This window comes from Mesorhizobium sp. M0243 (assembly GCF_040321775.1).
Taxonomy (GTDB): Bacteria; Pseudomonadota; Alphaproteobacteria; order Rhizobiales; family Rhizobiaceae; genus Mesorhizobium.
This window is the reverse complement of record NZ_JAMYSF010000002.1, coordinates 178955-204033: the sequence shown is the minus strand read 5'-3', so window position 1 is coordinate 204033 and position 25079 is coordinate 178955. Positions and strand designations below refer to the sequence as shown.

Annotated in this window: 23 protein-coding genes and 1 pseudogene; 5 read left to right on the top strand and 19 right to left on the bottom strand. The window is 63.0% G+C overall.

Annotated elements, in window-relative coordinates; genetic code table 11:
* Positions 1 to 57 precede the first annotated feature (57 nt).
* The 14 genes from NKJ11_RS03070 to NKJ11_RS03005 form a co-directional block, all read right to left on the bottom strand.
* The gene (locus tag NKJ11_RS03070) at positions 58 to 687 is read right to left on the bottom strand and encodes a sarcosine oxidase subunit gamma (RefSeq protein ID WP_023808744.1); all 630 of its coding nucleotides are present in this window, start codon (positions 685 to 687) and stop codon (positions 58 to 60) included.
* A complete protein-coding gene (locus NKJ11_RS03065; RefSeq protein WP_352792678.1) occupies positions 680 to 3661 on the bottom strand; it encodes a sarcosine oxidase subunit alpha in 2982 nt (993 codons plus the stop codon). The genes NKJ11_RS03070 and NKJ11_RS03065 overlap by 8 nt, the downstream gene beginning before the upstream one ends.
* Positions 3661 to 3936, bottom strand: coding sequence for a sarcosine oxidase subunit delta (locus tag NKJ11_RS03060; RefSeq protein ID WP_128302428.1), 276 nt, complete (start codon positions 3934 to 3936; stop codon positions 3661 to 3663). Before NKJ11_RS03060 ends, NKJ11_RS03065 begins: the two co-directional genes overlap by 1 nt.
* 17 nt (positions 3937 to 3953) lie before the next feature.
* A complete protein-coding gene (locus NKJ11_RS03055; protein WP_128302429.1) occupies positions 3954 to 5207 on the bottom strand; it encodes a sarcosine oxidase subunit beta family protein in 1254 nt (417 codons plus the stop codon).
* A 36-nt stretch (positions 5208 to 5243) separates the two neighbouring features.
* Entirely contained in the window at positions 5244 to 6551 is a 1308-nt protein-coding gene (gene glnT / locus NKJ11_RS03050) for a type III glutamate--ammonia ligase (protein WP_352792677.1), read from the bottom strand.
* A 62-nt stretch (positions 6552 to 6613) separates the two neighbouring features.
* Positions 6614 to 7942 (bottom strand): FMN-binding glutamate synthase family protein, encoded by a 1329-nt coding sequence (locus NKJ11_RS03045; protein ID WP_023808740.1) that lies wholly within the window; start codon positions 7940 to 7942, stop codon positions 6614 to 6616.
* Positions 7943 to 7948: 6 nt separating this feature from the next.
* Positions 7949 to 8674, bottom strand: coding sequence for a GltB/FmdC/FwdC-like GXGXG domain-containing protein (locus NKJ11_RS03040; RefSeq protein ID WP_128302431.1), 726 nt, complete (start codon positions 8672 to 8674; stop codon positions 7949 to 7951).
* 4 nt (positions 8675 to 8678) lie between these two features.
* Positions 8679 to 9575, bottom strand: coding sequence for a class II glutamine amidotransferase (locus tag NKJ11_RS03035; RefSeq protein WP_127255241.1), 897 nt, complete (start codon positions 9573 to 9575; stop codon positions 8679 to 8681).
* Positions 9576 to 9678: 103 nt separating this feature from the next.
* Positions 9679 to 10002: a hypothetical protein gene (locus NKJ11_RS03030; protein ID WP_352792676.1), complete on the bottom strand. Its 324-nt coding sequence runs from the start codon at positions 10000 to 10002 to the stop codon at positions 9679 to 9681.
* Positions 9999 to 10688: a hypothetical protein gene (locus tag NKJ11_RS03025; RefSeq protein WP_352792675.1), complete on the bottom strand. Its 690-nt coding sequence runs from the start codon at positions 10686 to 10688 to the stop codon at positions 9999 to 10001. Before NKJ11_RS03025 ends, NKJ11_RS03030 begins: the two co-directional genes overlap by 4 nt.
* Positions 10689 to 10733: 45 nt before the next feature.
* Positions 10734 to 12137 carry an APC family permease gene (locus NKJ11_RS03020; protein ID WP_352628560.1) on the bottom strand — a complete coding sequence of 468 codons (1404 nt, stop codon included), beginning with the start codon at positions 12135 to 12137 and terminating at the stop codon, positions 10734 to 10736.
* A 14-nt stretch (positions 12138 to 12151) separates the two neighbouring features.
* Positions 12152 to 12313: a hypothetical protein gene (locus NKJ11_RS03015; protein ID WP_013532900.1), complete on the bottom strand. Its 162-nt coding sequence runs from the start codon at positions 12311 to 12313 to the stop codon at positions 12152 to 12154.
* Positions 12314 to 12348: 35 nt separating this feature from the next.
* Positions 12349 to 12726, bottom strand: a complete 378-nt coding sequence (locus NKJ11_RS03010) for a hypothetical protein (protein ID WP_013532899.1) — start codon at positions 12724 to 12726, stop codon at positions 12349 to 12351.
* 12 nt (positions 12727 to 12738) lie between these two features.
* On the bottom strand, positions 12739 to 13026 hold the full coding sequence (locus NKJ11_RS03005; RefSeq protein WP_023808733.1) for a hypothetical protein: 288 nt from the start codon (positions 13024 to 13026) through the stop codon (positions 12739 to 12741).
* 286 nt (positions 13027 to 13312) lie between these two features.
* On the opposite strand from NKJ11_RS03005, the gene NKJ11_RS03000 reads away from it, so the two are divergent.
* The 4 genes from NKJ11_RS03000 to NKJ11_RS02985 are packed head-to-tail and all read left to right on the top strand — an operon-like array spanning position 13313 to position 17096.
* Positions 13313 to 14446, top strand: coding sequence for an aminomethyl transferase family protein (locus NKJ11_RS03000; protein WP_352792674.1), 1134 nt, complete (start codon positions 13313 to 13315; stop codon positions 14444 to 14446).
* A gap of 41 nt (positions 14447 to 14487) precedes the next feature.
* Positions 14488 to 15084: a dimethylamine monooxygenase subunit DmmA family protein gene (locus NKJ11_RS02995; protein ID WP_352792673.1), complete on the top strand. Its 597-nt coding sequence runs from the start codon at positions 14488 to 14490 to the stop codon at positions 15082 to 15084.
* Positions 15081 to 16046: a PDR/VanB family oxidoreductase gene (locus tag NKJ11_RS02990; protein WP_352792672.1), complete on the top strand. Its 966-nt coding sequence runs from the start codon at positions 15081 to 15083 to the stop codon at positions 16044 to 16046. Before NKJ11_RS02995 ends, NKJ11_RS02990 begins: the two co-directional genes overlap by 4 nt.
* 9 nt (positions 16047 to 16055) lie before the next feature.
* Positions 16056 to 17096, top strand: a complete 1041-nt coding sequence (locus tag NKJ11_RS02985; RefSeq protein ID WP_352792671.1) for a heme-dependent oxidative N-demethylase family protein — start codon at positions 16056 to 16058, stop codon at positions 17094 to 17096.
* Between the two features lie 313 nt (positions 17097 to 17409).
* On the opposite strand, the gene NKJ11_RS02980 is transcribed toward NKJ11_RS02985, so the two are convergent.
* Positions 17410 to 18126, bottom strand: coding sequence for a helix-turn-helix domain-containing protein (locus tag NKJ11_RS02980; RefSeq protein ID WP_127270283.1), 717 nt, complete (start codon positions 18124 to 18126; stop codon positions 17410 to 17412).
* 259 nt (positions 18127 to 18385) lie between these two features.
* Between NKJ11_RS02980 and NKJ11_RS02975 the strand changes: the two genes are divergently transcribed.
* Complete coding sequence (locus NKJ11_RS02975; RefSeq protein WP_128302438.1) at positions 18386 to 19744, top strand: trimethylamine monooxygenase; 1359 nt, start codon at positions 18386 to 18388, stop codon at positions 19742 to 19744.
* Between the two features lie 11 nt (positions 19745 to 19755).
* On the opposite strand, the gene NKJ11_RS02970 is transcribed toward NKJ11_RS02975, so the two are convergent.
* The 4 genes and pseudogenes from NKJ11_RS02970 to NKJ11_RS02955 all read right to left on the bottom strand — a co-directional run bounded on the left by NKJ11_RS02970 (position 19756) and on the right by NKJ11_RS02955 (position 25055).
* The gene (locus tag NKJ11_RS02970; protein ID WP_352792670.1) at positions 19756 to 21738 is read right to left on the bottom strand and encodes an ABC transporter permease; all 1983 of its coding nucleotides are present in this window, start codon (positions 21736 to 21738) and stop codon (positions 19756 to 19758) included.
* Positions 21735 to 22820: a quaternary amine ABC transporter ATP-binding protein gene (locus tag NKJ11_RS02965; RefSeq protein ID WP_352792669.1), complete on the bottom strand. Its 1086-nt coding sequence runs from the start codon at positions 22818 to 22820 to the stop codon at positions 21735 to 21737. The genes NKJ11_RS02970 and NKJ11_RS02965 overlap by 4 nt, the downstream gene beginning before the upstream one ends.
* Before the next feature lie 76 nt (positions 22821 to 22896).
* Entirely contained in the window at positions 22897 to 23871 is a 975-nt protein-coding gene (locus tag NKJ11_RS02960) for an ABC transporter substrate-binding protein (protein ID WP_127291030.1), read from the bottom strand.
* A 420-nt stretch (positions 23872 to 24291) separates the two neighbouring features.
* A pseudogene (locus tag NKJ11_RS02955) lies at positions 24292 to 25055 on the bottom strand (SDR family oxidoreductase).
* Positions 25056 to 25079: the final 24 nt, after the last annotated feature.

The window sequence follows — 25079 nt, the reverse complement described above, 5'->3', positions numbered from 1 at the left end:
GGCGAAGCGCACTTCTTCCCTTCTCCCCCAAGGGAGAAGGTGGGGCGCGCGCAAACGCTATTCGAAATCCTCGGAATGGCTGACCGTAACGCCGTACTCCGCAGCCGAGTCGAGCATCGTATGCCAAAGGCTTTCGGCAAAGGTCGCGAACACCAGGAGGTTGAACACCGCCAGGCCATCCGGCCGATCATTCCCGCGCCAGAGCGTGACGCTGGTGTGGTCCATCGACGTCGCAGCAGCGGCACCAATCGGAAACGAGGCGGCATGCAGGTCGATCGACGACAGCTTGGCGAGCATGGCGCGCGCCTGGATTCCGGAAACGCTGATCAACGCGCGTGCATGCGACTGGTCCGATAGCGAAGCGGGACCGGTGAATGCCGGCGCCAGCGTCCACATCGTGTGCTTGCCACTTTTCGACAGGATCAAGAACTGATCCGGCCCCGACCAGATCAGCGTGGCATCCGGAGTTTGTACCGCCTTCGGCGCATCCGGTGCCGCGATGCCGAAGCGGGTCCTAGTCGCCTTTGCCAGTTCGGCTCCTTTGCCGCGCCGCGCCATCACCTGGATCGGATCAAAATTGCGAACCTCGGTCAGCGAGACGCCAGCCTCGATACCGCGTGCACCATGCGCACCGGTGACAAGCGCTTTTTCAAGCGGACTGCGGGGAGTCCAGGAAAAATCAACCACGCTGACGCCCTCCATCCGGATCGTAGAAGACGGGATTGCAGAGTTCGACATCGTAGTCTTCGCCGCGCAATGGATCATGCGCGTGGACGATCTCGCCGATGCGCTCGCGGCCGCGTTCGACAAGCGCGAGCCCGATCCACTGATCCAACGTCGGCGAGAAGCAGACCGAGGTGACATAGCCCTGGTCGTTGCCGGGGCCGGGCGTCTGACCCTTCGGGATGATGTGCGCGCCAGAGCGCAAGCGGCGGCCCTTGTCGGTCGGCTTGATGCCGACCACGACCTGGCGATCCGGGGCGATCAGTGCCTCGCGTCCGGCCATCACGCGGCCGATGAAATCCTTCTTGGTCGACATCATTTTGCCGAGGCAAAGATCGGCGGCTGTCGTCGTGCCGCTCAGTTCCGGTCCGGCGACGTGACCCTTTTCAACGCGCATGACACCGAGCGCCTCGGTGCCGTAAGGCGTCACGCCGAATGGCGCTCCGGCCAGCATCAAATTGCGCGCCATGGCATCGCCAAAGCGCGCCGGCACCGAAATCTCGAAAGCCATCTCGCCTGAGAACGAGATGCGGAACAGCCTTGCCCTCAGGCCCCCGCGAAGTGCTACTTCGCGCGCGCCCATGAATGGAAAGCCTTCGTTGGAAAGGTCCTCGGTCGGATCGACGATTTCCCTCAGCAGGTCGCGTGTCTTCGGCCCGGCGATCGAGAATTGCGCCCACTGGTCGGAGACGGAAGTGAGCTGCACGTCGAGCTCCGGGAACAGCACCTGGCGGCAGAATTCGAGATGCTGCATCACCAGCCCGGCCTTGGCCGTGGTGGTGGTCAGGAAATAATGGTCCTCGGCCAGCCGCGACGTCGTGCCGTCGTCATAGACGATGCCGTCCTCGCGCAGCATCAGCCCATAGCGCGCCTTGCCAACTGCGAGGCTGGAGAAGGTGTTGATGTAGACGCGATCCAGGAAGGCGCCGGCATCGGGGCCGTGCACGTCGATCTTGCCGAGCGTCGAGACATCGCAGAAGCCGACGCCACCGCGCACCGCCTTGACCTCGCGGGTCACCGATTCCAGCCAGTCCTTCTCGCCCGCGCGGGGGTACCACTGTGCCCGCTTCCACAGGCCGGTGTCGACGAAGACAGCACCTTGTTCCACGGCCCAGTGGTGCGACGGCGTCAGCCGCGTCGCATGGAACGTCTCGTCGCGGTGATGGCCGGCGAAGGCGCCGATGGCGACCGGCACGTAAGGCGGCCGGTAGATCGTCGTGCCAGTCTCGGGGATCGAACGGCCGCTGACCGCGGCCATGATGGCAAGGCCGGCGACATTAGAGGTCTTGCCCTGGTCGGTGGCCATGCCGAGCGTCGTGTAGCGCTTCAGGTGTTCGACGGATTCAAAGCCTTCGCGTTGCGCCAGTTCGATGTCAGAGGCGGTGACGTCGTGCTGGTAATCGACAAAAGCCTTGCCCTTGCCGGCGACGTGCCAGAGCGGCGTCAGCGAGAATGCCTCGTCGTCGGCGGAAGGCGCGGTACCCACTGTGCCGCCATGTCCCGTGTCACGCGCCGCTGCCGCGCCGGCGGCAAATCCCTGGCTCAGGCAGGCGCCGAGGCCGAAATCGCCATTGGCGGCGCCGGCGGCGACCATGCCGGGAGGCGCGCCGTCGGGCACGAAGGCGGAGATGTCGTCACGCCACGCTGGCCGACCGCGATGGAAGGAGGTCAGCCCGACCGCCGGGTTCCAGCCGCCGGAAACGGCGAGCCCGTCCGCTTCGACCTCGGCGCGCGCGCCGCCGGTGAGCGACACCGCGATTTTCCTGACGCCATCCTTGCCGCCATCGACGCCACTGACGGAACCATGCAGCACCGGGAAGCCGCCCTTGGAGGCCAGCGAACGATGCGCCGGCGACACTTCGGACCGTGCATCGATGACCGCCGCGATCTGTAGGCCGGCACCGAGTGCAGTCTCGACCGTGCGCCAGCCATCCTCATTGTTGGTGAACAGCGCGATGCGTTTGGCCGGTGTCGCCGCATAGCGCGCGACATAGGTGCGCATGGCGGACGCCATCATCACACCGGGCGTGTCGTTGCCGGCAAAGACGATCGGCCGTTCGATGGCGCCGGCCGCGACAACGCAACGCTTGGCCACGATCCGCCACAGCCGCTGGCGCACCTGATGCTGAGGCGGCGAGGGCAGGTGGTCGTTGACCCGCTCGATCGCGCCATAGGTACCGCCATCGTAGACGCCGAATAGTGCCGTGCGGGTCATGATGCGGACGTCCGGCATATCAGCCAGTTCAGTCAGCGTCCGCGACAGCCATTCGGCTGCCGGCACACCATCGATCGTGCCGCCATCCGACAGCAGGCGGCCGCCGGGGACAAAATCCTCTTCGCACAGGATGACGCGGGCACCAGCGCGGCCGGCTGCCAATGCCGCGGCCAGACCGGCCGGGCCGGAGCCGGCGATCAGCACATCGCAATGCGCCCATGCCTTGTCGTAGTGGTCCGGATCGGCGACGCCTGCGGCGCGGCCAAGGCCGGCGGCGCGACGGATCGCCGGCTCGTAGATCGCTTCCCAGAATTTCGCCGGCCACATGAAGGTCTTGTAGTAGAAGCCGGCAACGAAGATCGGCGCGAACAGCTGGTTCACCGACATCACATCGTGGCGCAGCGATGGCCAGCGGTTCTGGCTGGCGGCTTCCAGCCCTTCATAGAGTTCGGCTGTCGTCGCCTTGGTGTTCGGCTCGCGCCGTGCGCCGGTGCGCAGCTCGACCAGCGCGTTGGGTTCTTCCGAACCGGCGGTGAGAATGCCGCGCGGGCGATGGTATTTGAACGAGCGGCCGACCAGCTTGACGCCATTGGCGATCAGCGCCGAGGCGAGCGTATCGCCCTGGAAGCCGGAGAAAGCCTTGCCGTCGAAACGGAAGTTCAGCGGCGCCGAGCGGTCGATGAGACCGCGATTGCCGAGCCGGTGTGTCTGCGCGCCGGCCATCACGCACCGACTTTCGCGGCGCCGGCACCCGCCGCCGGTTCGACCGACGAAATCTCGTGCGTCAGCGAGTTGCGGGTGACTTTCAGCCAGGCCCGGCAGCCGCCGCCATGGTACCAGTGTTCGCTGGTCTGTCCGGCGACATTGTCGCGCAGATAGACATAGTCGAAGACCTCGTCTTCCGAGGCGCCGGCTTCGGGCCGCACAGGCTTGGCGTCGCCGAGATAGGTGAACTCGCCGAGTTCGCGTTCGCCGCAGAAGGGACAGACAATGCGCATTTTCTTCTAAACCGCCTTCAATGCAGGTTCGGTTGGGCGCCCTGGCCCTTTTCGTCGATCATGGCGCCGGTCCGAAACCGGTCGAGGCGGAACCGTGCGGCCTCTTCGTGCGATTCATCGCGGGCCAGAAGGTGGGCAAAGACAAAGCCGGAGCCCGGCGTCGCCTTGAAGCCGCCATAGCACCAGCCGGCGTTGAGATAGAGCCCGTCGACCGGCGTCTTGTCGATGATCGGCGAGCCGTCCATCGACATGTCCATGATGCCGCCCCACTGGCGCAGCAGGCGCACGCGGCCGATCATCGGCATCAGCGCCATACCGCCCTCGCAGACGTCCTCCATCACTGGCATGTTGCCGCGCTGGGCGTAGGAATTGTAGCCGTCTATGTCGCCGCCGAAGACCAGGCCGCCCTTGTCGGATTGGCTGACATAGAAATGGCCGGCGCCGAAGGTCATGACACCAGGGATGAGCGGCTTGATTGCCTCGGAGACGAAGGCCTGCAGCACATGGCTTTCGATGGGCAGGCGCAGGCCGGCCATTGCCGCGACGCGCGAGGAACTGCCGGCAACCGCCATGCCGACCTTGCCGGCGCCGATCCTGCCGCGCGAGGTCTCGACGCCGGTCACCTTGCCGTTGGTGTCGCGGGTGAACCCGGTGACTTCGCAGTTCTGGATGATGTCGACACCGAGCGCGCTTGCCGCGTGCGCATAGCCCCAGACCACGGCGTCGTGCCGCGCCGTGCCGCCGCGCCGCTGCAACAGTCCGCCTTGCACGGGAAAGCGTGCATTGTCGAAGTTCAGGAACGGTATCATCTTCTTGACGGCAGCGAGGTCGAGCAGTTCGGCGTCGATGCCGTTGATGCGCATGGTGTTGCCGCGCCGCGCATAAGCGTCGCGCTGTGCGTCGGAGTGGTAGAGGTTGATGACGCCGCGCTGGCTGACCATTGCATTGTAGTTGAGGTCCTGCTCCATCCGCTCCCACAGCTTCATCGACAATTCGTAGAAGCCGGTGTTGCCGGGCAGGCCGTAATTGGAGCGGATGATGGTGGTGTTGCGGCCGGCATTGCCGGAGCCGATCCAGCCTTTTTCGAGTACGGCGACATTCTTGATGCCGTACTCGCTGGCGAGGAACCAGGCGGTGGCAAGTCCGTGGCCGCCGCCGCCGATGATCACCACGTCGTAGCGATCCTTCGGCGTGGCGTCGCGCCAGGTGCGCTGCCAGTTCTTGTGGCCGGACAGGGCGGCGCGGGCGAGCGAGAAGATAGAATATTTCATAAGTTCATTCCGAGGTCGCTCGCACCGCGCTGGTGGTCAGATATCCAGCGTGTGGTCGCGCTCCCATTGCGTGAAGTGCGAAGCATAGGAATTCCATTCCTGGTGCTTCAGCTTTAGGTAGGCCGACGAGAATTCCTCACCCAGCGCCGCCTTGAGCGATTTGTCCTTGTCGAATTCGCGCAAGGCGTCGAGGAGGTTGAGTGGCAGCTTCGGCGCGCCCTTCACAGTGTGTCCGTTCTGGTACATGTCGATGTCATAGCGCTTGCCGGGATCGGCCTTCGAGCGGATGCCGTCGAGGCCGGCGGCGATGATAACCGCCTGCAGCAGATAAGGGTTGGCAGCACCATCCGGCAGCCGCAGCTCGAAGCGGCCGGGGCCGGGCACGCGCACCATGTGGGTCCGGTTGTTGCCGGTCCAGGTGACCGTGTTCGGCGCCCAGGTGGCGCCCGAAATGGTGCGCGGCGCGTTGATGCGCTTGTAGGAATTGACCGTCGGGTTGGTGATGGCGGCCAGCGCGGAGGCGTGCTTCATGATGCCGCCGAGGAAATTCCTGCCCTTGGCCGACAGGCCAAGCTCCATCGAATTGTCGGCGAAGACGTTGGTCTTGCCGGCCTTGTCCCAGACCGAGATATGGGCATGGCAGCCATTGCCGGTAAGCCCCTGGAAGGGTTTCGGCATGAAGGTCGCGCGCAGGCCATGCTTCTCGGCGATCGACTTGACCATGAACTTGAAGAACGAGTGCTTGTCGGCGGTCGCCAGCGCGTCGTCGAAGGCCCAGTTCATCTCGAACTGGCCGTTGGCGTCCTCGTGGTCGTTCTGGTAGGCGCCCCAGCCGAGCGCCAGCATGTGGTCGCAGATCTCGGCAATGACGTCATAGCGGCGCATCACCGCTTGCTGGTCGTAGCAGGGCTTCGAGGCCGTGTCGTATTCGTCGGAAATCGTTTTGCCGTCCGGCGAGATCAGGAAGAACTCGGCCTCGACGCCGGTCTTGACGTGCATGCCGTCGCTGGCGGCTTCCGCGATCAGCCGCTTCAGCGTGTTGCGCGGCGCCTGGTCGACCTCCTTGTCGTCCATGATGCAGTTGGCCGCGACCCAGGCGACCTCAGGCTTCCACGGCAGCTGGATCACCGAATCCGGATCCGGAACCGCCAGCATGTCGGGATGCGCCGGCGTCAGGTCCAGCCAGGTGGCGAACCCGGCAAAGCCGGCGCCGTCCTTCTGCATGTCTGATATCGCCTGCGCCGGCACCAGCTTGGCACGCTGGCCACTGAACAGGTCAGTGTAGGAAATCATGAAATATTTGACGTTTTTCGCCCTTGCGAATTCTGCAAGATCAGTTGCCACGCTAGTTCCCCATTTTTGTCGATTGTTGGCCCCAGAGTATGCGGGCTTCGGCCCTTCATTGATTAGAAGCCGTTCTTCCCCGGTATCCAGTTGGTGCCGGCCAGCGGCACGCCGGCCATGGCGGCGGCCTCGATCGTCAGGGCGACGAGGTCCTCGGGTTCGAGATTGTGCAGGCTGTTCTTGCCGCACGCGCGGGCGATCGTTTGAGCTTCAAGCGTCATCACCTTGAGGTAGTTCGCCAGCCGGCGTCCGGCGGCGACCGGATCGACCCGCTTCATCAGTTCGGGATCCTGCGTGGTGATGCCTGCGGGGTCGCGCCCCTCGTGCCAGTCGTCATAGGCGCCGGCCGTGGTGCCGAGCTCGTTGTACTCCGCCTCCCAGCGCGGGTCATTGTCGCCGAGCGCGACGAGTGCCGCCGTGCCGATCGAGACCGCGTCGACGCCGAGCGCCAGCGCCTTGGCGACATCGGCGCCGTTGCGGATGCCGCCGGAGACGATCAGCTGCACCTTGCGGTGCATGCCGAGATCCTGCAGCGCCTGCACCGCCGGCCTGATGCAGGCAAGCGTCGGCATGCCGACATTTTCGATGAACACTTCCTGGGTGGCTGCGGTGCCGCCCTGCATGCCGTCGACGACGACGACATCGGCGCCGGCCTTCACCGCAAGCGCGGTATCGTAATAGGGCCGGGCACCGCCGACCTTGACGTAGATCGGCTTTTCCCAGTCTGTGATTTCGCGCAATTCGAGGATCTTGATCTCGAGATCGTCGGGACCCGTCCAGTCCGGATGGCGCGAGGCCGAGCGCTGGTCGATGCCCTTCGGCAGCGTGCGCATTTCGGCGACGCGGTCGGAAATCTTCTGGCCAAGCAGCATGCCGCCGCCACCCGGCTTGGCGCCCTGGCCGACGACGACTTCGATCGCATCGGCACGGCGCAGATCGCGCAGGTTCATGCCATAGCGCGACGGCAGGTATTGATAGACCAGCTGCTTGGAATGGCCGCGCTCTTCCTCGGTCATGCCGCCGTCGCCCGTCGTGGTCGAGGTGCCCGACAGGGTCGCGCCGCGTCCGAGCGCTTCCTTGGCCGGACCGGACAGCGAGCCAAAGCTCATGCCGGCGATGGTGATCGGGATCTTCAGCTCGATCGGCTTCTTGGCATGGCGCGAGCCCAGCACGACCGATGTGTCGCAGCGCTCCCGATAGCCTTCGAGCGGATAGCGCGAGATCGAGGCGCCGAGAAACAACAGGTCGTCGAAATGCGGCAGCTTGCGCTTGGCGCCGGCGCCACGGATATCATAGATGCCGGTCGCCGCGGCGCGGCGGATTTCGGAAAGCGTATAGTCGTCGAAGGTCGCGGATTTGCGCGGCGTCGTCGGCGGGTTCCTGTAGGTCATGCTGCCTCAATACGCGTCGGCGTTGTCGATATTGAAATTGTAGAGGGTACGCGCCGAGCCGTAGCGCTTGAACTCCGCCGGCTTGACGCCGGTCACGCCGGCGCGGTCGAGCAGGCCCTGCAGCAATTCCAGATGCTCGGCCCTCATCTCCTTGGCGATACAGTCGGCACCCAAGCTGTCGACCTTGCCGCGCACGAAGAGCCGCGCCTCGTAGATGGAATCGCCCAGCGCGTCGCCGGCATCACCCAGCACCACCAGATTGCCCGACTGCGCCATGAAAGCCGACATGTGGCCGATATTGCCGTGCACGACGATGTCGATGCCTTTCATCGAGATGCCGCAGCGCGACGAGGCATTGCCTTCGATGACCAGCAGGCCGCCCTTGCCGGTGGCGCCGGCATACTGGCTGGCGTCGCCTTTGATGGTGATCGAGCCCGACATCATGTTCTCGCCGACGCCAGGGCCTGCCGAGCCATGCACGGTAATGGTGCTGCCGGAATTCATGCCGCCGCAGTAATAGCCGACGCTGCCGCGCACATCGATGGCAACAGGCTGGTCGACGCCGACGGCGACCGAGTGGCTGCCTTTCGGGTTCAGCACTTCCCATGCCGTTTCGTTCGAGCCGGGCGCCAGATTGTGCAGCGCCTGGTTGAGTTCGCGTAACGACAGCTGGTCGAGATCGAAGACTCGAGGGTCGTGCGCCGCGGTCTTTGAAAGCGTGGTCGCCGGCATGAACTCAATGCTCCCAGAAATAGACGGTTGCGGGCTCGGGTTCCCAGACCCTCGCATTGTCTATGCCGGGCAGTTTGGTCAGCGCGCGATATTCCGAGCCGAAGGCGACATACTGGTCGGTCTCGGCCATCACGGCGGGCTTGCAGGCGATCGGATCGCGCACCACGCCAAAGCCGTTCTTGGTGCCGACGACGAAGGTGAAGAAGCCGTCGAGGTCGGAGAGCGTGCCTTCCAGCGCCTCGCCGAGATTCTTGCCATGCGCCATCTGCGACGAGAGATAGGCGGCAGCAACCTCGGTGTCGTTTTCGGTCTCGAAGGTCATGCCTTCGCGGATCAGCTCGCGGCGGACATTGTTGTGGTTCGACAGCGAGCCATTGTGCACAAGGCACTGGTCGGCGCCGGTCGAGAACGGATGCGCGCCCATTGTCGTCACGGCCGATTCCGTCGCCATCCGGGTATGACCAATGCCATGCGTGCCGGTCATCTTGCGGACATCGAAGCGATCGACGACCGCCTCGGGCAGGCCGACTTCCTTGTAGATCTCGACAACGTCGCCGGCGCCCATGATGCGGATGTCGGGGCGCAGCGTCTGGATGGTTTCGCGCGCTTCATCGATCTTGGCGGGCGTGGTCCTGACGACCGCATGGGTGGATTTCACCGCGATCGTCACCGGCGTGCCGATGGCCTTGGCGAGCTCCGCCTCGAGGCCGCGGAAATCGCGGTCCGGCTTGGCCGACTGGATGGTGATCTTGGCCTCATTTTTGGAAGGCGCGCCATAGATGGCAATGCCGGCGCTGTCGGGACCGCGATCGCTGAGCGAGATCAGCATCTGCGACAGCATCGCGCCAAGCTGGGGCTCCAGCGACTTGTCCTTCAAAAACAGTCCGACAATTCCACACATGTCAGCCTCCCGATGTTTGTAGCCAAGAGATCGTTTGTAGCTAAGAGAGGATGTATCGAATGAGTTGCACAAATTCAATCGTATGAAAAAAATATTCCTCTAGTTACCTAGGCGGCTCAATACCGCTCTGCGCACTGTCGCCGTCTCGCCGGGCATTGTGAACCCATTTCGCGGTGCGGATGCGAGCGATCTTGTAGGCGTCGAGAATCGACAAGGCATAGATCAGGAAGCCGCCGGCGTGACGGCCGACAAAGCTGGCATCCGACGGTGCGATCTTGGCCGTCACCCATGCCAGGATCACCATGAAGAAAAGGAACTGAAGGCCGCGCACCGGCACGCCGAGAATGACATGCCCGCTTCCCGGCAGCACGATTGCGGCGCCGAGAACCAGATAGGGGTTAGTGGGCGCCGTGGTGGGAATGGTCATGCGGCCTGCCGTTCGCTTTTGTTGATGGCGTCGCGAAGCGCCGACACCGACACCAGCAGTCTTTCGATCAGCGCGGGATCGAGTGTGGCGTCGCCGAATTCGGCTTGCCGGAACACACCGTAGCGCGCCCGTTCGGCTTCGGCCAGCAGCCACACGATGCGTACCCCTTTCGGGGTGATCAGCAGTTCCTTGGCGCGTCCTTCGGAAAAAATCCCGAGGTGGCCGGCGATGGTCTCCAGTGGGAAGTGGACGCCCCTGCGATCCGTCCGCAACACGGCCTCAGCCGGAAATGCTGAGCTCTTCGGCAGCGTGTGCTCGAGATGATCGAAATTGGAGAAGGTCGTCGGCGATCCCGGCCGCATCATCATGTCGAACGTCGCCGGCACCGCGACCTCTTCGGTGACCGAAACACTGAGCCAGCGCGCCGGCAGTTTTCGCGTCGCCAGCGTATCGACGATGGTGCGCACCTGGACACGTTTGCTGTTCCAGGATCCTTCCCAGGTGATGACGCCGGCGGTGCCATCCGAAACATTGGCAGCGTCGGCGATGACTGTGCGGATGCGGCCTTGCTCAACGGCGAGCGCCATCGATGCCCTGCTGCGGCTGGCACGCGCCTGCCGGGCAAGGTGGAGAACGACAGCCAGGACAATGGCCCCGGCCAGCAGTGCTGATGTCACCTCGGACATTTTCTCATGCCAGGCCCGCCCAGGCTATGGACGGGCCTTCTCCCATCAATAACCCTGCGGCTTCGGCCACGGCATGGTGAACTGATCGCCGCGCCGCACGAATTTGTAGCGATAGAAATGGAACCACAGTGAGATCAGGAAGTAGAAGGCGACCATGGCGATCAGCTGCGAGCCGAAGCCGAGGAAGATGGCGAAGAAGGTCACCACGCACAGGCAAAACAGCACGATGGCCGGGATCGGGTGGAAGGGGTGCGTGTAGCCGCGCCGGATCGAGCCCAGCGGCCACTTCTTGCGGAACATGATGATGTTGATGCTCATGAAGGTATATTGCAGCACGCCCGACAGGATCGAGAAGGTGATCGCCTGGTTGAGGTCGGCGATGAAGGCGAAGGCCAGCGCGATCGGCAGCAGGAACAGGATCGAACGATAGGGCGTGCGATATCTCGGATGCACAGCCGAGAACCATGTCGGCAGATAGCGGTCGCGGCCGAGCGAAAACCAGGCGCGCGCCGCATCGTTGATGCAGCCATTGGCGGAGGCCATTGCAGCAAGCAGCGTGGCGACGAACAACAGGTTCTCGAGCAGCGGGCTGCCAGTCAGCTTGCCGGCGTCCCACAGCGGATAATAGGTGATGCCGAGATACTCCCATGGCATCATCGAGGCGCAGACATACCAGGTCATGGCGGCTGCGATCAAAAGCGTGATCATGCCGGCCATGGTGCCGTAAGGCAGCGAGCGGGCCGGCGAGCGCACTTCCTCGGCGGCCTGTGTGGTGCCCTCGATGCCGAGATAGTACCAGATGCCGAACTGGAAGGCGGCGATGACGCCGATCCAGCCATAGGGGAGCGCATTGCCTGATGTGACCAACTCGTTCAGCTTCAGCACGGCGCCTTGCGTCCACGGGCTGACCGAAAAGAACAGGATGACGATCGAGATATAGGCGACTGCTGTGATGACGAAGTTGACGTTGAGCGTCATCAGCACGCCGCGATAGTTCAGCCACGCCAGCACGACGATGGTCGCGGCGATGAAGGAATTGTGGGTGAGCCCTTCGACGCCGGCCTTGGCGACGATGGTATCGCCGAGCAGGATGGCGTCGGACACTTCGAGCATGGTGTAGGCAAAGACCAGGAACAGCGCGACGTTGAACGCCATCAGCGGTCCGACGATGTGCTTTGCCTGCGCATACTGGCCGCCGGCGGCGGCCACGGTCGATGTCACCTCGGAATCAATCATGGCGACCGAGGTGTAGAGCAATCCCACGACCCAGCAGACGATCAGCGCGGCCAGTGCGCCACCCTTGTCGGCCGAGAAATTCCAGCCGGTGAATTCGCCGACCAGGACGATGCCGACGCCGAGCGCCCAGACATGGGCCGGTCCGAGCACGCGCAGGAGTGAAACTCTGTCCCCTTGGGCAGCCGGGGCAGCCGGTTCAAGTGCGATCGTCATTGTTCAATCCTCACTCAGATCCGGTGTTTTTCGGAAGTGGCTTCCAGTTCGCCTTCGCGCGAGGAGGTCAGCACCTCTTCGGAGAAGGTCGTGTCGACCTTGAACCAGTCGTAGAGCATCCACAAAGCGAGCACGATCGAGATGCCCCAGCATGCGTAAGAGAGTGCTACCCACATGATCGTGTCCCCCGATTAGATCGTCCTCAGAACTCTTACTTGTCGTCGAATTTTTCGTTGATGACGTCGCGATATTCGCGGTCTGATGCACGAAACAGGAAGACGAAATAACCGATCAGCACCGCCGCCATGATGATCAGCGTCGGCCAGTCGATGACATAGTGGAAGCGGTTCTGGATGATGTCGTGCGCGGTCTCGGGCGTATAGCCGAGCTTTTCCCAGATAGACGCCATGGTCGGGTTCTGGCCTAGCGCTTCCCAGGTCTTGGCGTCGAGCGCGTCGATGGATTTCGCCGCGCCGGCGAGGCCCAGCTTGAGCGGTAGCCACAGTGCCACGAAAATGGCGACGACGACGACGGCGATGTCGAAAACCTGCCCGGCCTTGCTTTGCTCCGGCGGCGTGTAGCGGGACATTTCTTCTACCCCTCAGGACTTGCGGTTGCTGAACGCGTCGGCGTTCTTGATGTCGAGTCCGTAAATGAATTCCTTGTCTTCCTTGTAGTGCTTGACCATCGCCAGGATGGCCGCGGTGTTGAAGATCAGCACGGCGGCGGCGGCGATCGCGACGACGGCCTTGATGCCGCTGTGCGGGATGTAGGGCCATGTCATGAGGAGGACGAAGAGGATCGTCGCCCACAGGCAGACGATCAGGAGCGCGGCTCCGCGCAGGTCGGAACGGTACAGCGCTTCGATGCGCTGCTGCATGTCTGACATCGGTTTCTCCCCTTTTCCGCCGTCCGGTTCCGAATCTCCCGTCCGCCGTCCTCTTTCAACAGAGTGAAATTTTTTTCATAAGTTCTGACTGAATCCTGCAATTGTCAAGCGCGATTTACGCGGGGTTAACCGTTTGCTTGGCGCAACGGATTTTGCCTGATAATGAAATTAATTGCTTATGGGTATTGCGGCGCCCGGAGGTTTGCGATCAATATTCGGCCAAAGCTCCCGCCGCTGCGCAGGGAGCAGGGAACAGCAAAGACTTTTTGAAACGGAGGACGTGCGGATGACGGCATCCTGGAGATTTTCGACGCTGGCGGATCGCCATCGCGCGCTCGGTTCGAAGCTCGAAGACTGGAGCGGCATGGGAACCGCCTGGACCTACGACAAGGACGCCGACGAGGAGTACATCGCCATCCGCACCAAGGCCGGTCTGATGGATGTCTCCGGCCTCAAGAAGGTCCACATCACCGGGCCGCATGCCTCGCACCTGATCGATCTGGCGACGACGCGCGGTGTCGAAAAGATCTATCCCGGCAAGTCGGCCTATGCCTGCATGCTGAACGAGGCGGGAAAATTCACCGACGATTGCATCCTCTACCGCACCGGACCGAATTCCTGGATGGTGGTGCATGGTTCGGGCACCGGCCATGAGGAGTTGCAGCGTGCTTCGGTAGGACGCGACGTCTCGCTGCGCTTCGACGACAATCTGCACGATCTGTCGCTGCAGGGTCCGACAGCGGTCGACTATCTGGCCAAGCACGTGCCGGGCATTCGCGACCTCAACTATTTCCATCACATGCAGACGCAACTGTTCGGCTTGCCCGTCATGATTTCGCGCACCGGCTATACCGGCGAGCGCGGCTACGAGATCTTCTGCCGCGGCCAGGATGCCGGCACGATCTGGGACAGGATCCTCGACGAGGGCAAGAGCGCCGGCATCATTCCGTGCCGCTTCACCACGCTCGACATGCTGCGCGTCGAAAGTTATCTGCTCTTTTACCCCTACGACAATTCGCAGAAATATCCGTTTGAGAACGAAGGCCCGGGCGACACGCTGTGGGAACTCGGCCTCGACTTCACCGTCAGCCCCGGCAAGACCGGCTTTCGCGGCGCCGAGGAGCACTATCGGCTGAAGGGCAAGGAGCGCTTCAAGATCTATGGCGTGCTGCTCGACGGCAAGGAGCCGGCCGATGAAGGAGCGCCGGTCTATCGCGACGGCAAAAAGGTCGGCGTGGTGACCTGCGCCATGTATTCGCCGCTGGTCGAGAAATCGATGGGCATCGCCCGGCTCGATGTCGACTGCGCGGTCCAGGACACCAAGCTCGAAATCCGCAACAAGAGCGGTGCCATCAAGGCGACGGCGCAGCCGCTTCCCTTCGATGATCCCAAGAAGACCAAGCGCACGGCGAAAGGTTGAGGCATAGTCAACACCGAGGGGTTCGAGGCACGAAGACATAAATGGCAGCCAAAAGTATCATCAGCCGGCCCGTTTACGGAACCTTGTCTCCGCAACCCGGCAAGCATCATCTTTTCATCGCGGACGCGGAAGGGGCGCTGGCGATAGCGGAGATGGCCGGGAGGGCGCCGCCCGGGTTTTTCGACGACGCCGAAATCGTCTTCATTCCAGGGCCGGACGGCAAACACACCGCCGCCCTCGAAGCGCTGAAACCGGCACAATTTCATCAGGCGCCGTCCTTCGCCAGCCTGCTGCCACGGCTCAGGCAGACACTGGCCAACGCGCATATGGGCTTGCGCCTCTATCTCGCTGGCACGGAGGGCCTGATCGGCCAGGCGATGCAGTTGGCGCTTGAAGCCGGCATCGACCACACCTCGATCCAGACCGAGCATCGCGGTTCCCTGGCGCGGCGCATGCAATGTGTCCATTGCAAAGGCATCACCGAGAATGTCACGACGCAGCCGGCGACCTGCGCGCATTGCGGCCTGCTGCTTCTGGTGCGCGACCATTATTCCAGGCGCATCGCAGCCTTCCAGGGCGTCTGCATCAATGCGGAAGATCGCTCGGAGATTCCTCCGATGGAGGAGATTTTTCGATGAGCACCGGAACAACAAAACTCGATGTCGTTGTCAGCGACGTCGTCCCGGTCAACGACCTCGTCACCCGCTTCCATTTTCGCCGGCGCGACGGCGAGCTTCTGCCGACCTTTTCCGGCGGCGCCCATGTCGTGGTCGAGATGCGCGACGGCGAACGCACCAGGCTCAATCCCTATTCGCTCATGGGCTCGCCGCTCGACACGCGCGAATACACGATCTCGGTGCGCCGCGACGATGTCGGCCGTGGCGGCTCGCTGTTCATGCACCGGAGCGTCAGGCCCGGCCTGGAGATGGTGGTCAGCTATCCCGTCAACCTGTTCTCGCTCGACCTGCGCGCCAAAAAGCATCTGATGCTGGCCGGCGGCATCGGCATCACGCCGTTCATGGCGCAGACCGCTCAGCTTGCGGCGGAAGGCGGCAATTTCGAACTGCACTACACCTGCCGCACCGCATCGCTCGGCACCTATGCCGATGTGCTGCGCGAGCGCTACGACCGCCGGGTCAGGCTCTATCACGACGACCTCGAGGAGCGCATCGAACTCGACCGGTTGCTGTCGACGCAGCCGCTCGGCACGCATCTCTATGTCTGCGGCCCGGCCGGGATGATCAACTGGGTGCGCGATCGCGCGGCAAGCCTTGGCTGGCCGGCGGAAACTGTGCATTTCGAGCATTTCGCGGCACCTCAACCCGGACTGGCGTTCGACGTGACGCTTGCCGTCAGCGGCAAGGCGATCCGCGTCGACGAACAGCAGAGCCTGCTCGAGGCGATCGAGGCGGCCGGCGTCGATCCGCCCTATCTCTGCCGCGGCGGCGTCTGCGGCCAGTGCGAGACCAACGTCATCTCTTGCGACGGCAGGTTCATCCACAACGACCACTGGCTGAGCGAGGAAGAGCACCGTTCGGGCAAGAAGATCATGCCGTGCGTGTCGCGCTTCGAAGGCCGGTCGCTGGTCCTGGAACGGTAGGAGAAGATCATGGGCATTACCTTTCGCAAGGAAACGTTCCGCGACGACTTCACCTTCAAGAACAGCCCTGAGCACATCAGGCGCTTCCCGTTCCCGTTCCACGAAGACGCCTACATGTATGCGGTCAACATCGAGCCGCATGTCGTCGGGCCCAGGGGCAGCGTGCTGGAAAACCTGATCGACGTCGACGAGCACTATGTCGCCGAGATGCAGGACCGCGCACTGGTCCTGGCCGAGGATCCGCTGCGCTGCCAGTCGCTGCCGCACATGACGCTGGCCGGCTGGGACCTGCTCGAGCTTTTGATGGAGCAGCAGGCGCTGGGCTATCCCGAGCATTTCACGCTGACCCGCGACGGCGATCGCTGGCGCTGGATCAACCGGCCGCTCGGTATCGACGACACCTTCACTTTCGGCGACACCTCGACGCTGCCTTACGGCCCGATGGAATACATCACCCGGCAAAGCCAGGGCGATTTCTGCATCCTCGACCAGCGCGACGGCAATCTGTGGATGGATGCCGGCATGGTCACCACCCAGGCCGACTGGTCGCTCGATTTCGACATCGGCATGAACTTCTTCGAATGGCATGCGCCGGTGCCGCTGGCGCATGAGAAGGGGATTTTCGTCAGGGCGCTGAAATTCCTCACCAACATCCAGCAGGGCAAGCCGGCGCGGCGCCTGAATTGGACGATGACCATCAATCCGCGCCTCGACACCAGCCCCGAGAACTACCACAAATGGGGTCCGGACCGGGCGACGGTGACGCCGGACAATGTCGGCGACAAGGTACATCTGCGTGTCGAGCTGCAGAGTTTCTGGCGCCTGCCGCGCTCCAACGGCATCGTCTTCCCGATCCGCTGCTACCTGATCAAGATGGATGAACTGGTGATGCAGCCGAAATGGGCACGGCGCCTGCACCGCGTCATCCGCGACCTGCCCGACGAACTCGCCAACTACAAGGGCCTGACGCGCTATCGTCCGGCGTTGGTCGAGTGGCTGTCGAAGCTGGATGATGGGAGTGCGACAAGTTCGGGCTTTGGGCCGGATTAGAGCCTGCTGGGAGAGAAAGAAAGGAGCCCGGCGGGACGGTTTCGCTCCCTTCCTCTACCCCGTCGATCGGGGGAGAGGTGTCGAGCGAAGCTCGCCCGAGTTGGGGTCGACCTGATTAGGCGGTTGTGAGTTCGCGCCCAGGCGATGCTTGCGATTGTTCAGCTGCCTGCCGAGATTTCAGGCCCGCTCGGTCGTGCCACTTGTCGGCGGCTTCGCGTTTGAGGACCGCCTTCCCCCACTCCGTCGCTGCTTCGCAGCGCCACCTCTCCCCCCTCCGGAGGGAGAGGAAGAGAGTTTTGCGGGACAGCTAACCTCACCCCGCGCTCTGCGGATAGCAGATGATTGAGAGATACCGCATCGGCAGTTTCGTCAGTTGCTCCGGCCCGTGCGGTGCGTCGGCATCGAAGAACAGGCTGTCGCCGGGCTTCATCGGGTAGAGGTTGCTGCCGTGGCGGTAAACGACCTCGCCTTCGAGCATGTAGAGGAACTCCATGCCCTCATGCTGGAAGGTCGGGAACACATCGGAATCCTCGGTCAGCGTGATCAGATAGGGCTCGACGACGACGCCGCTGGTGTTGGAGCCGATATGGCCGAGCAGATTGTACTGATGACCGGCACGGGTGCCGCGGCGCTCGACATCGAGGCCTTGGCCGGCCTTGACGAAGACGGCGCTGCGCTCTTCCTCGAAGCGGCGGAAAAAGGCGGTGACAGGAACGCCGAGCGCCCGCGACAGCGCCTGCAAGGTGGTCAGCGACGGCGAGGTGATACCATTCTCGATCTTCGACAGCATGCCCAGCGAAATGTCGGTGGCGACCGCGAGATCAGCGACGGTGATACCGAGTTTCTTGCGGAACGCCCGCACCTCGCGGCCGATCGCCACCTCCAGCACTTTTTCGCGCGTGTCGCGAATGGCATGCGGGTTCTGCGTCAGCGGCGCGCGGATGGTCTTGCCGTCGGCCGAAACCTTTGGCAGCGGCTTGGCCGTCGCACCGGCGAGACCAGCCTTGGGATCGGAAACCTTCTTCGCCATGTCGCCCCCGGCACTCCTGGGATTTATTTCACTCTAGGTGAACATGTCAGGTGCCGATACAGGAGCGCAACTGCGACGGCAAGTCGCGTGAACGCGCATGCGCACGATAATGATGTTTGGCAGCGTCCGGTTTTTCGCGGGAAATCCACATCGGCGGAACCTTGTTTCAGCATCGGGCTGTTGACAGCACGAAAGGGCCAATTACTGTCCTGTGAGTGAAATTTGTTTCGTAAGAGCAATTCAGATCGGGAGGCCTGCCATGAAAAGTCGCGTTGCCGTCATCGGAGCCGGCCCGTCCGGCCTGGCACAGCTCAGGGCCTTCAAGTCGGCGGCCGACAAGGGCGCCGACATTCCCGAGATCGTCTGCTTCGAAAAGCAGTCGGATTGGGGCGGCCTGTGGAACTACACTTGGCGCACCGGCCTCGACGAGCATGGCGATCCGGTGCACGGCTCGATGTACCGCTACCTCTGGTCGAACGGACCGAAGGAATGCCTGGAATTCGCCGACTACACCTTCGAGGAGCATTTCGGCCGGCCGATTGGCTCCTATCCGCCGCGCGCCGTGCTGTGGGACTACATCAAGGGACGCGTCGAGAAATCAGGCCTTCGCAAATGGGTGCGCTTCAACAGCCCGGTGCGCATGGTGACGTTTTCCGACGAGACGAAGAAATTCACCGTCACCGCGCATGACCGCACCAACGACGTCACCTATTCGGAAGAGTTCGACAATGTCGTCGTCGCTTCCGGGCATTTCTCGGTGCCCAACGTGCCCTATTTCGAGGGCTTTTCGACCTTCAACGGCCGCATCCTGCATAGCCACGATTTCCGCGACGCGATGGAGTTCAAGGGCAAGGATATATTGATCATCGGCCGCTCCTATTCGGCCGAGGACATCGGCTCGCAATGCTACAAATACGGCGCCAAATCGATCACCTCCAGCTACCGCTCGAAGCCGATGGGCTTCAAATGGCCCGACAATTGGAAAGAGGTGCCGCTGCTGCAGAAGGTCGTCGGCAAGACCGCGCATTTCAAGGATGGCACCACTAGGGATGTCGATGCCATCATCCTGTGCACCGGCTACCTGCACTCTTTCCCGTTCCTCACCGAGGACCTGAAGCTGAAGACCGCCAACCGCATGTGGCCGGACGGGCTCTATGAGGGCGTCGTCTGGGAGAAGAACCCGAAATTGTCCTTCATCGGCATGCAGGACCAGTTCTACACCTTCAACATGTTCGACGCGCAGGCCTGGTTCGCCCGCGACGTCATCATGGGCCGCATCAAGCTGCCGTCGGCCAAGGCAATGGCCGAGCACGGCGCGAAATGGAGGACGCGTGAGGAAACGCTCGAAGACGCCGAGCAGATGATCTGGTTCCAGGGCGACTACACCAAGGAATTGATGGACCAGACCGACTATCCGGGCTTCGACGTCGAGGCGGTCAACCAGACCTTCATGGAATGGGAACATCACAAGGCGGAGAACATCATGGGCTTCCGCGACCACGCCTACCGCTCGCTGATGACCGGGACCATGGCGCCGCTGCATCATACGCCGTGGCTGCAGGCGCTGGACGATTCGATGGAGAGCTATCTCGAGATGAAGGGCGTCGCGGCGGAGTAGGGCGGCGCCTGCTATCCCAGCCTCGCCCTGGCCTTCGCCGTCCAGGCGCCGAACAGCCGGTCGGCGACGATGCCGATGAAGGCGATGGCCAAGCCCGCAACGATACCACGACCGGAATCGGCCTTGGACAGCGCGATGAACACTTCCTGGCCGAGATCGCGCGTGCCGACCATGGCGCAAATGATGATCATCGCCAGCGCCATCAGGATCGTCTGGTTGACGCCAAGCATGATCTCCGGCAGCGCCAGCGGCAGTTGCACGCGAAAGAAGGTCTGGCGTGGCGTGCACCCGGAAACCTTGGCTGCCTCGATCAGCGCCGGCGGCACCTGCCTGATGCCGTGATTGGTGTAGCGGATCGCCGGTACCACGGCGAAGGCTATCGTTGCGATCATCGCGGTGACGTCGCCGACCCTGAACAGCATCACCACCGGGATGATGAAGCAGAAGGACGGCAGCACCTGCAGCGTATCGATGACCGGTGTGACGATCTTCTCGAAACGGTTGCTGCGTGAAGCCATCAGCCCGATGGGGATGCCGATCAGGCAGGCAATGAAGGCAGAGATGCCGCAGAGATAGACGGTCGCCATGGTCTTTTCCCACAGGCCGGTGATGGCGCAGAAAGCGGTCAGCGCTGCCACCAGCACGGCCAGCCGCAGGCCGGAGAGCTGATAGCCTGCGAGGCCGAGCAGGAAGACGGCGCCCAGCCAGGGAAAGCCCTCGCAAAAGGCGCGCAGCGGGTTCAGCAGATTGAGGATGAGCGTCACGCGAAACGCCTCGATCATGTCGAAGAAATTGATCGTCACCCAGTTTACGGCCGCTTTCCACAGGGGCGCGGTGGTGAAGGTGATCGCCTTCGGCACCGCCGCGAAGGCCGGCACGAACAGGCCGAGAAGTGTCGTCACCACAAGGATGGCGATGGCCAGCGTCAGATTGGGGTAACGCCGCCAGAGGCTCAGCCTTACCTCCTGATGGACATGGCCCTTTGCCTGCTTGTGCGCGATGGCCTGGCTCAGCCGGTCGAGCGCGATGGCCAGCGCGACGATGGCAAGGCCGGCTTCCATCGCCTCGCCGACCTTAAGGGCGCGCAGTGCCAGAAGCACGTCATAACCGAGTCCACCGGCGCCGATCATCGAGGCGATGATCACCATGTTCAGCGCCAGCATGATCACCTGGTTGACGCCGACCATCAGTGTCGGCCGTGCCGAGGGCAGCAGCACTCGCCACAGTTTCTGCCGCGCCGTGCAGCCTGCCATCTCGCTGAAATCGTCGATCTCCGACGGCACCCGCGACAGGCCGAGCATCGTTGCCCGCACCATCGGCGGCGTGGCGAAGATGGCGGTCGCGATCATCGCCGACACCGGGCTGTTGCCGAACAGCAGCAGCATCGGGATGAGATAGGCGAAAGTCGGGATCGTCTGCATCAGGTCAAGGGCAGGAGAGACGATGAGCCTTTCGGCCCATGGCTTGCGCCACGCCCAGATGCCGGCGAACAGGCCGGTGACGATGCAGAACGGAACCGCGATGGAGATCAGCGCCAGCGTCAGCATGGCGCTGGTCCATTGGCCGAACAGGGCGATGTAGAGGAAACAGCCACCGACCAGCAGACTGAGTTTTCTGCCGCCAACGGCATGACCGGCGAGGAAGGCGGCGGCGCAGACGCCGACCCAGGACAGGCGCGGCAGGATATAGGCGTCAGCGCCGTGGCCGATCTTGAAATTCTTGGCCAACAGATTGAGCGCGAAATCGAGGGGAACGCCGAGCACAGCGGTGATCGAGCGGGTCAACCAGGACAGGTTCGACTTGATCCAGCGCATCAGCGCGCTGACCCAATCGGCGACCGGCACGACGGCGCTGGCCGGATAATTGACGGCCCAGGGCAGGCGATCCTGCAGCAGGAGCACGACAAGCACAACGGTAAGCGCTGCCGCCCAGATCAGCAGCCATACCTGAATCGGCCGTGGCCTTGCCTCGCTGGCGCTTGCTGTCACCGTCATGCGCCGACCCTTGAGCGATCGATGCCGGCCAGCAGATCGATCACCGCTTGCGGCGTCACCTCGCCGATCGGCTTGCCGGTGCCGTTGACCACCGCGAACGGCTTGTTGGCGGCAACGATGCCGGCCGAGAAGCTGGCGATCTTGGCATCCGGGGCAACGGTGCCGCCATGTTCCGACCCGTCGCAGGCGCGCATCAGGCTGCGTGCTGAAATAACCTTGGCGCGGTCGACGTCCCGGGTGAACTCGGCGACATAGTCGGTCGCCGGATTGACCACCAGCTCCTCCGGCGTGCCGATCTGGATGACCTCGCCATCCTTCATGATGGCGATGCGGTCGGCCAGCCGGATGGCCTCGTCGAAATCATGGGTGATGAAGACGATGGTCTTGTGCAGCATGGTCTGCAGCCGCATCAGCTCGTCCTGCATTTCGCGGCGGATCAGCGGATCGAGCGCCGAGAACGGCTCGTCGAGGAACCAGATTTCCGGTTTTGTCGCAAGGCTCCGGGCGATGCCGACACGCTGCTGCTGGCCGCCGGACAGCTCGCGCGGATAGAAATGCTCGCGGCCACGCAGGCCGACAAGTTCGATGACCTCGCGCGCCCGCGCTTCGCGTGTCGCCCGGTCCTGACCCTGGATGCCGAGCGGGAAGGCGATGTTCTCCAGCACGTTGAGATGCGGCAGCAGGGCAAAGTTCTGGAACACCATGCCCATGCGGTGCCGCCGCAATTCGATGAGTGCTGCATCGGAGATTTTCAGGAGGTCATTGCCTTCGAATTCGACCTTGCCATGGGTCGGCTCGACCAGCCGCGACATGCAGCGGACCAGCGTCGACTTGCCGGAGCCCGACAGGCCCATGATGATGAAAATCTCGCCCTGGCGGATTTCGAGGTCGACGGCGCGCACCGCGCCGACCAGCCCGGCGGCGGTGACATCAGCCATGCTGGCCTTGCCGTTGCGTTCGCGGATGAAACTGGCCGCATTCGATCCGAACAGCTTCCAGACGTTGCGGCAGGCAAGCTTTATCGGGCGGGCATCTTTTGGCGTGCCCGCCTCCTTGGCGCCCTGTTCAGTCTTGTCCGTCATTCAAACGTCCTTCTGGAACACCAAGAACCCAGGCCCGGCTGATCAGCAGCCGGGTCTCATCTTCCAGTCGGAACGATCACTGCGCCCAGGCTTTCCAGTCGGCCTCGTGGGCGGCGATCCAGGCTGCGGCGACATCTTCCGGCGTCTTGCCGCCGAGATCGATCTCGCCGCTCATCTTGTTGAGTTCGTCGGTGTCGACCGTGTAGGCCTTGGCCACCTTGTAGGCGACCGGCCATTTGTCCTTCATGCCGGACCAGGAGTACTTCCAGATCTCGCCATGCGGCTTGCCGCAATCATATTTGGCGTCGGGATTGGTGCCCCATTTCGGGTCGTTGTAGCACTCGGGCGTGTATTCGGGGAATTCCACCCACTCGCCCTTGTACTTGGCCGGCGCCCAGTGCGGCGAATAGATCCACAGCATGATCGGCGCCTTGCGCTGATAGGCGGAATCGAGTTCGGCGAACATCGCCGCGTCGGTGCCGGCATGGATGACGGTAAAGGGCAGCTTCAGTGCCTCGACGCGCTCGTCGTCAAAGCCTTCCCAGGTCACCGGGCCGCCGAGATAGCGCCCCTTCGGTGCGGTCTCGGCCGTCGAGAAGGCTTCGGCGCATTTCGGGTCCTTCAGCGCTTCCCAATTGGGTAGGCCGGGGCACTTCTCCTTCATGTATTCGGGAAACCACCATTCTTCCTTGGCCTTCGGGCCGAGCTTGCCCAGCCGTTCGGTCTGGCCTGTCGCATCGGAGGCCTTCATGGCCTCGCCGGCGGTCGTGTCCCAGAATTCCATGCCGACATCGAGATCGCCATTGGTGAGGCCTGTGGTCAGGCTGGAGAGGTAGTCGGCGGTCGGATACTCGACGGTGTAGCCGAGCTTTTCCAGGATGCCGCCGAGGATCTTGGCGTTCAGGTTGACGCTGGTCCAGTCGAACAGCGCGATCTTGATCGGGTCGTTCGATTCCGGCGCGGCTGCGTAAGCCGGTGATGTAAGCGCACTTGCGGCGGCAAGCGCGAAGGCTCCCATTGTTAAGTTCGAAATCACACTGCGAAGTGACATGCTTGTTCTCCTTCAAGCTGTGAAAATTATCGTTCGTTCCCTTCTTGCGGCTTTTCTTGATTGTGTTGGAAAGGCTGGTCTTTGCGCAAGGCCGTCGGCGCCAAATTGTTGCCCCGGCTTTGGCCAGCGCAGGCAAGATGGTGCTCAATTCTGGTGATGATGGGACAGGATTGGAGTGTCGGCGTCATGGCTGCCGACGGATCGCTGCGGGAGCGGTCATCTGCGGATCGATTGCCAGTCCTGCGGCGCCCCTGCAAGGTGCGAGCCATCAAGGTCCTATGATCTCGGCTACCCGCCTGGTAAGCCCCATCTCGCCAAGGCCGTTTCATAGGATGAAATTATATATACCAAGGTTCATGTCGCGCAACGACTAACGCTTCGCGAGACGTACAAATTCAGACTGCAGGCGAAGCTGAGCTCTTACCAGCAGACGTAGCCGCCATCGACAATCAGGTCGAGGCCGGTGACGAAGCTCGCTGCGCGGCTGGCGAGGAACACCGTCGGCCCGACCATTCCTCCGGCGCCGCCATGCGCCCCATCGGCGTGTCGCGCTTGAAGATCTTCACTTCTTCCGCCACCTCCGGCCGCTTGTTCATCGGCGTCAGCGTGTAGCCCGGACTGACGACATTGACGCGCAGGCCGCGGTCGGCCCATTCCATGGCGAGGCTCTTCGACATGTGGATGACGGCGGCCTTCGAGGAATTGTAGTGCGCCTGCGTCAGGCCCCGGTTGACGATGGTGCCCGACATCGAGGCGATGTTGATGATCGAACCCTTGCGTCGCGCCAGCATCTTGCGCGCCTCAGCCTGGCAGGACAGGAAGACGCCGGCGACATTGACCTCGTGCACCCTCTGCCATGTCTCGAGCGGCATCGTCTCGGCCGGTTCAGAGCCGGCAATGCCGGCATTGTTGACCGCGACGGTCAGCGCACCGAGTTCCGCCTCGACGCGATCGATCGCCGCCGCGAGATCGCGCTCAGATGTCACCGTGCCTGTCAGCACCAGCGCCTTGCGGCCGAGTTGCGTGATCCGGTGAGCGGTTTCGTCCAGCCCACCCTTCGACGCGTGGCCGAAACAGGCGACGTCGGCGCCTGCCTCGGCCAGTCCGATCGCGATTGCCTGGCCGATGCCGCTGCCGGCGCCGGTGACCAGCGCGACATTGCCGTCCAGCTTGAAAAGATCCATCGAGTGCCCTCCCTGTCTCGGGGA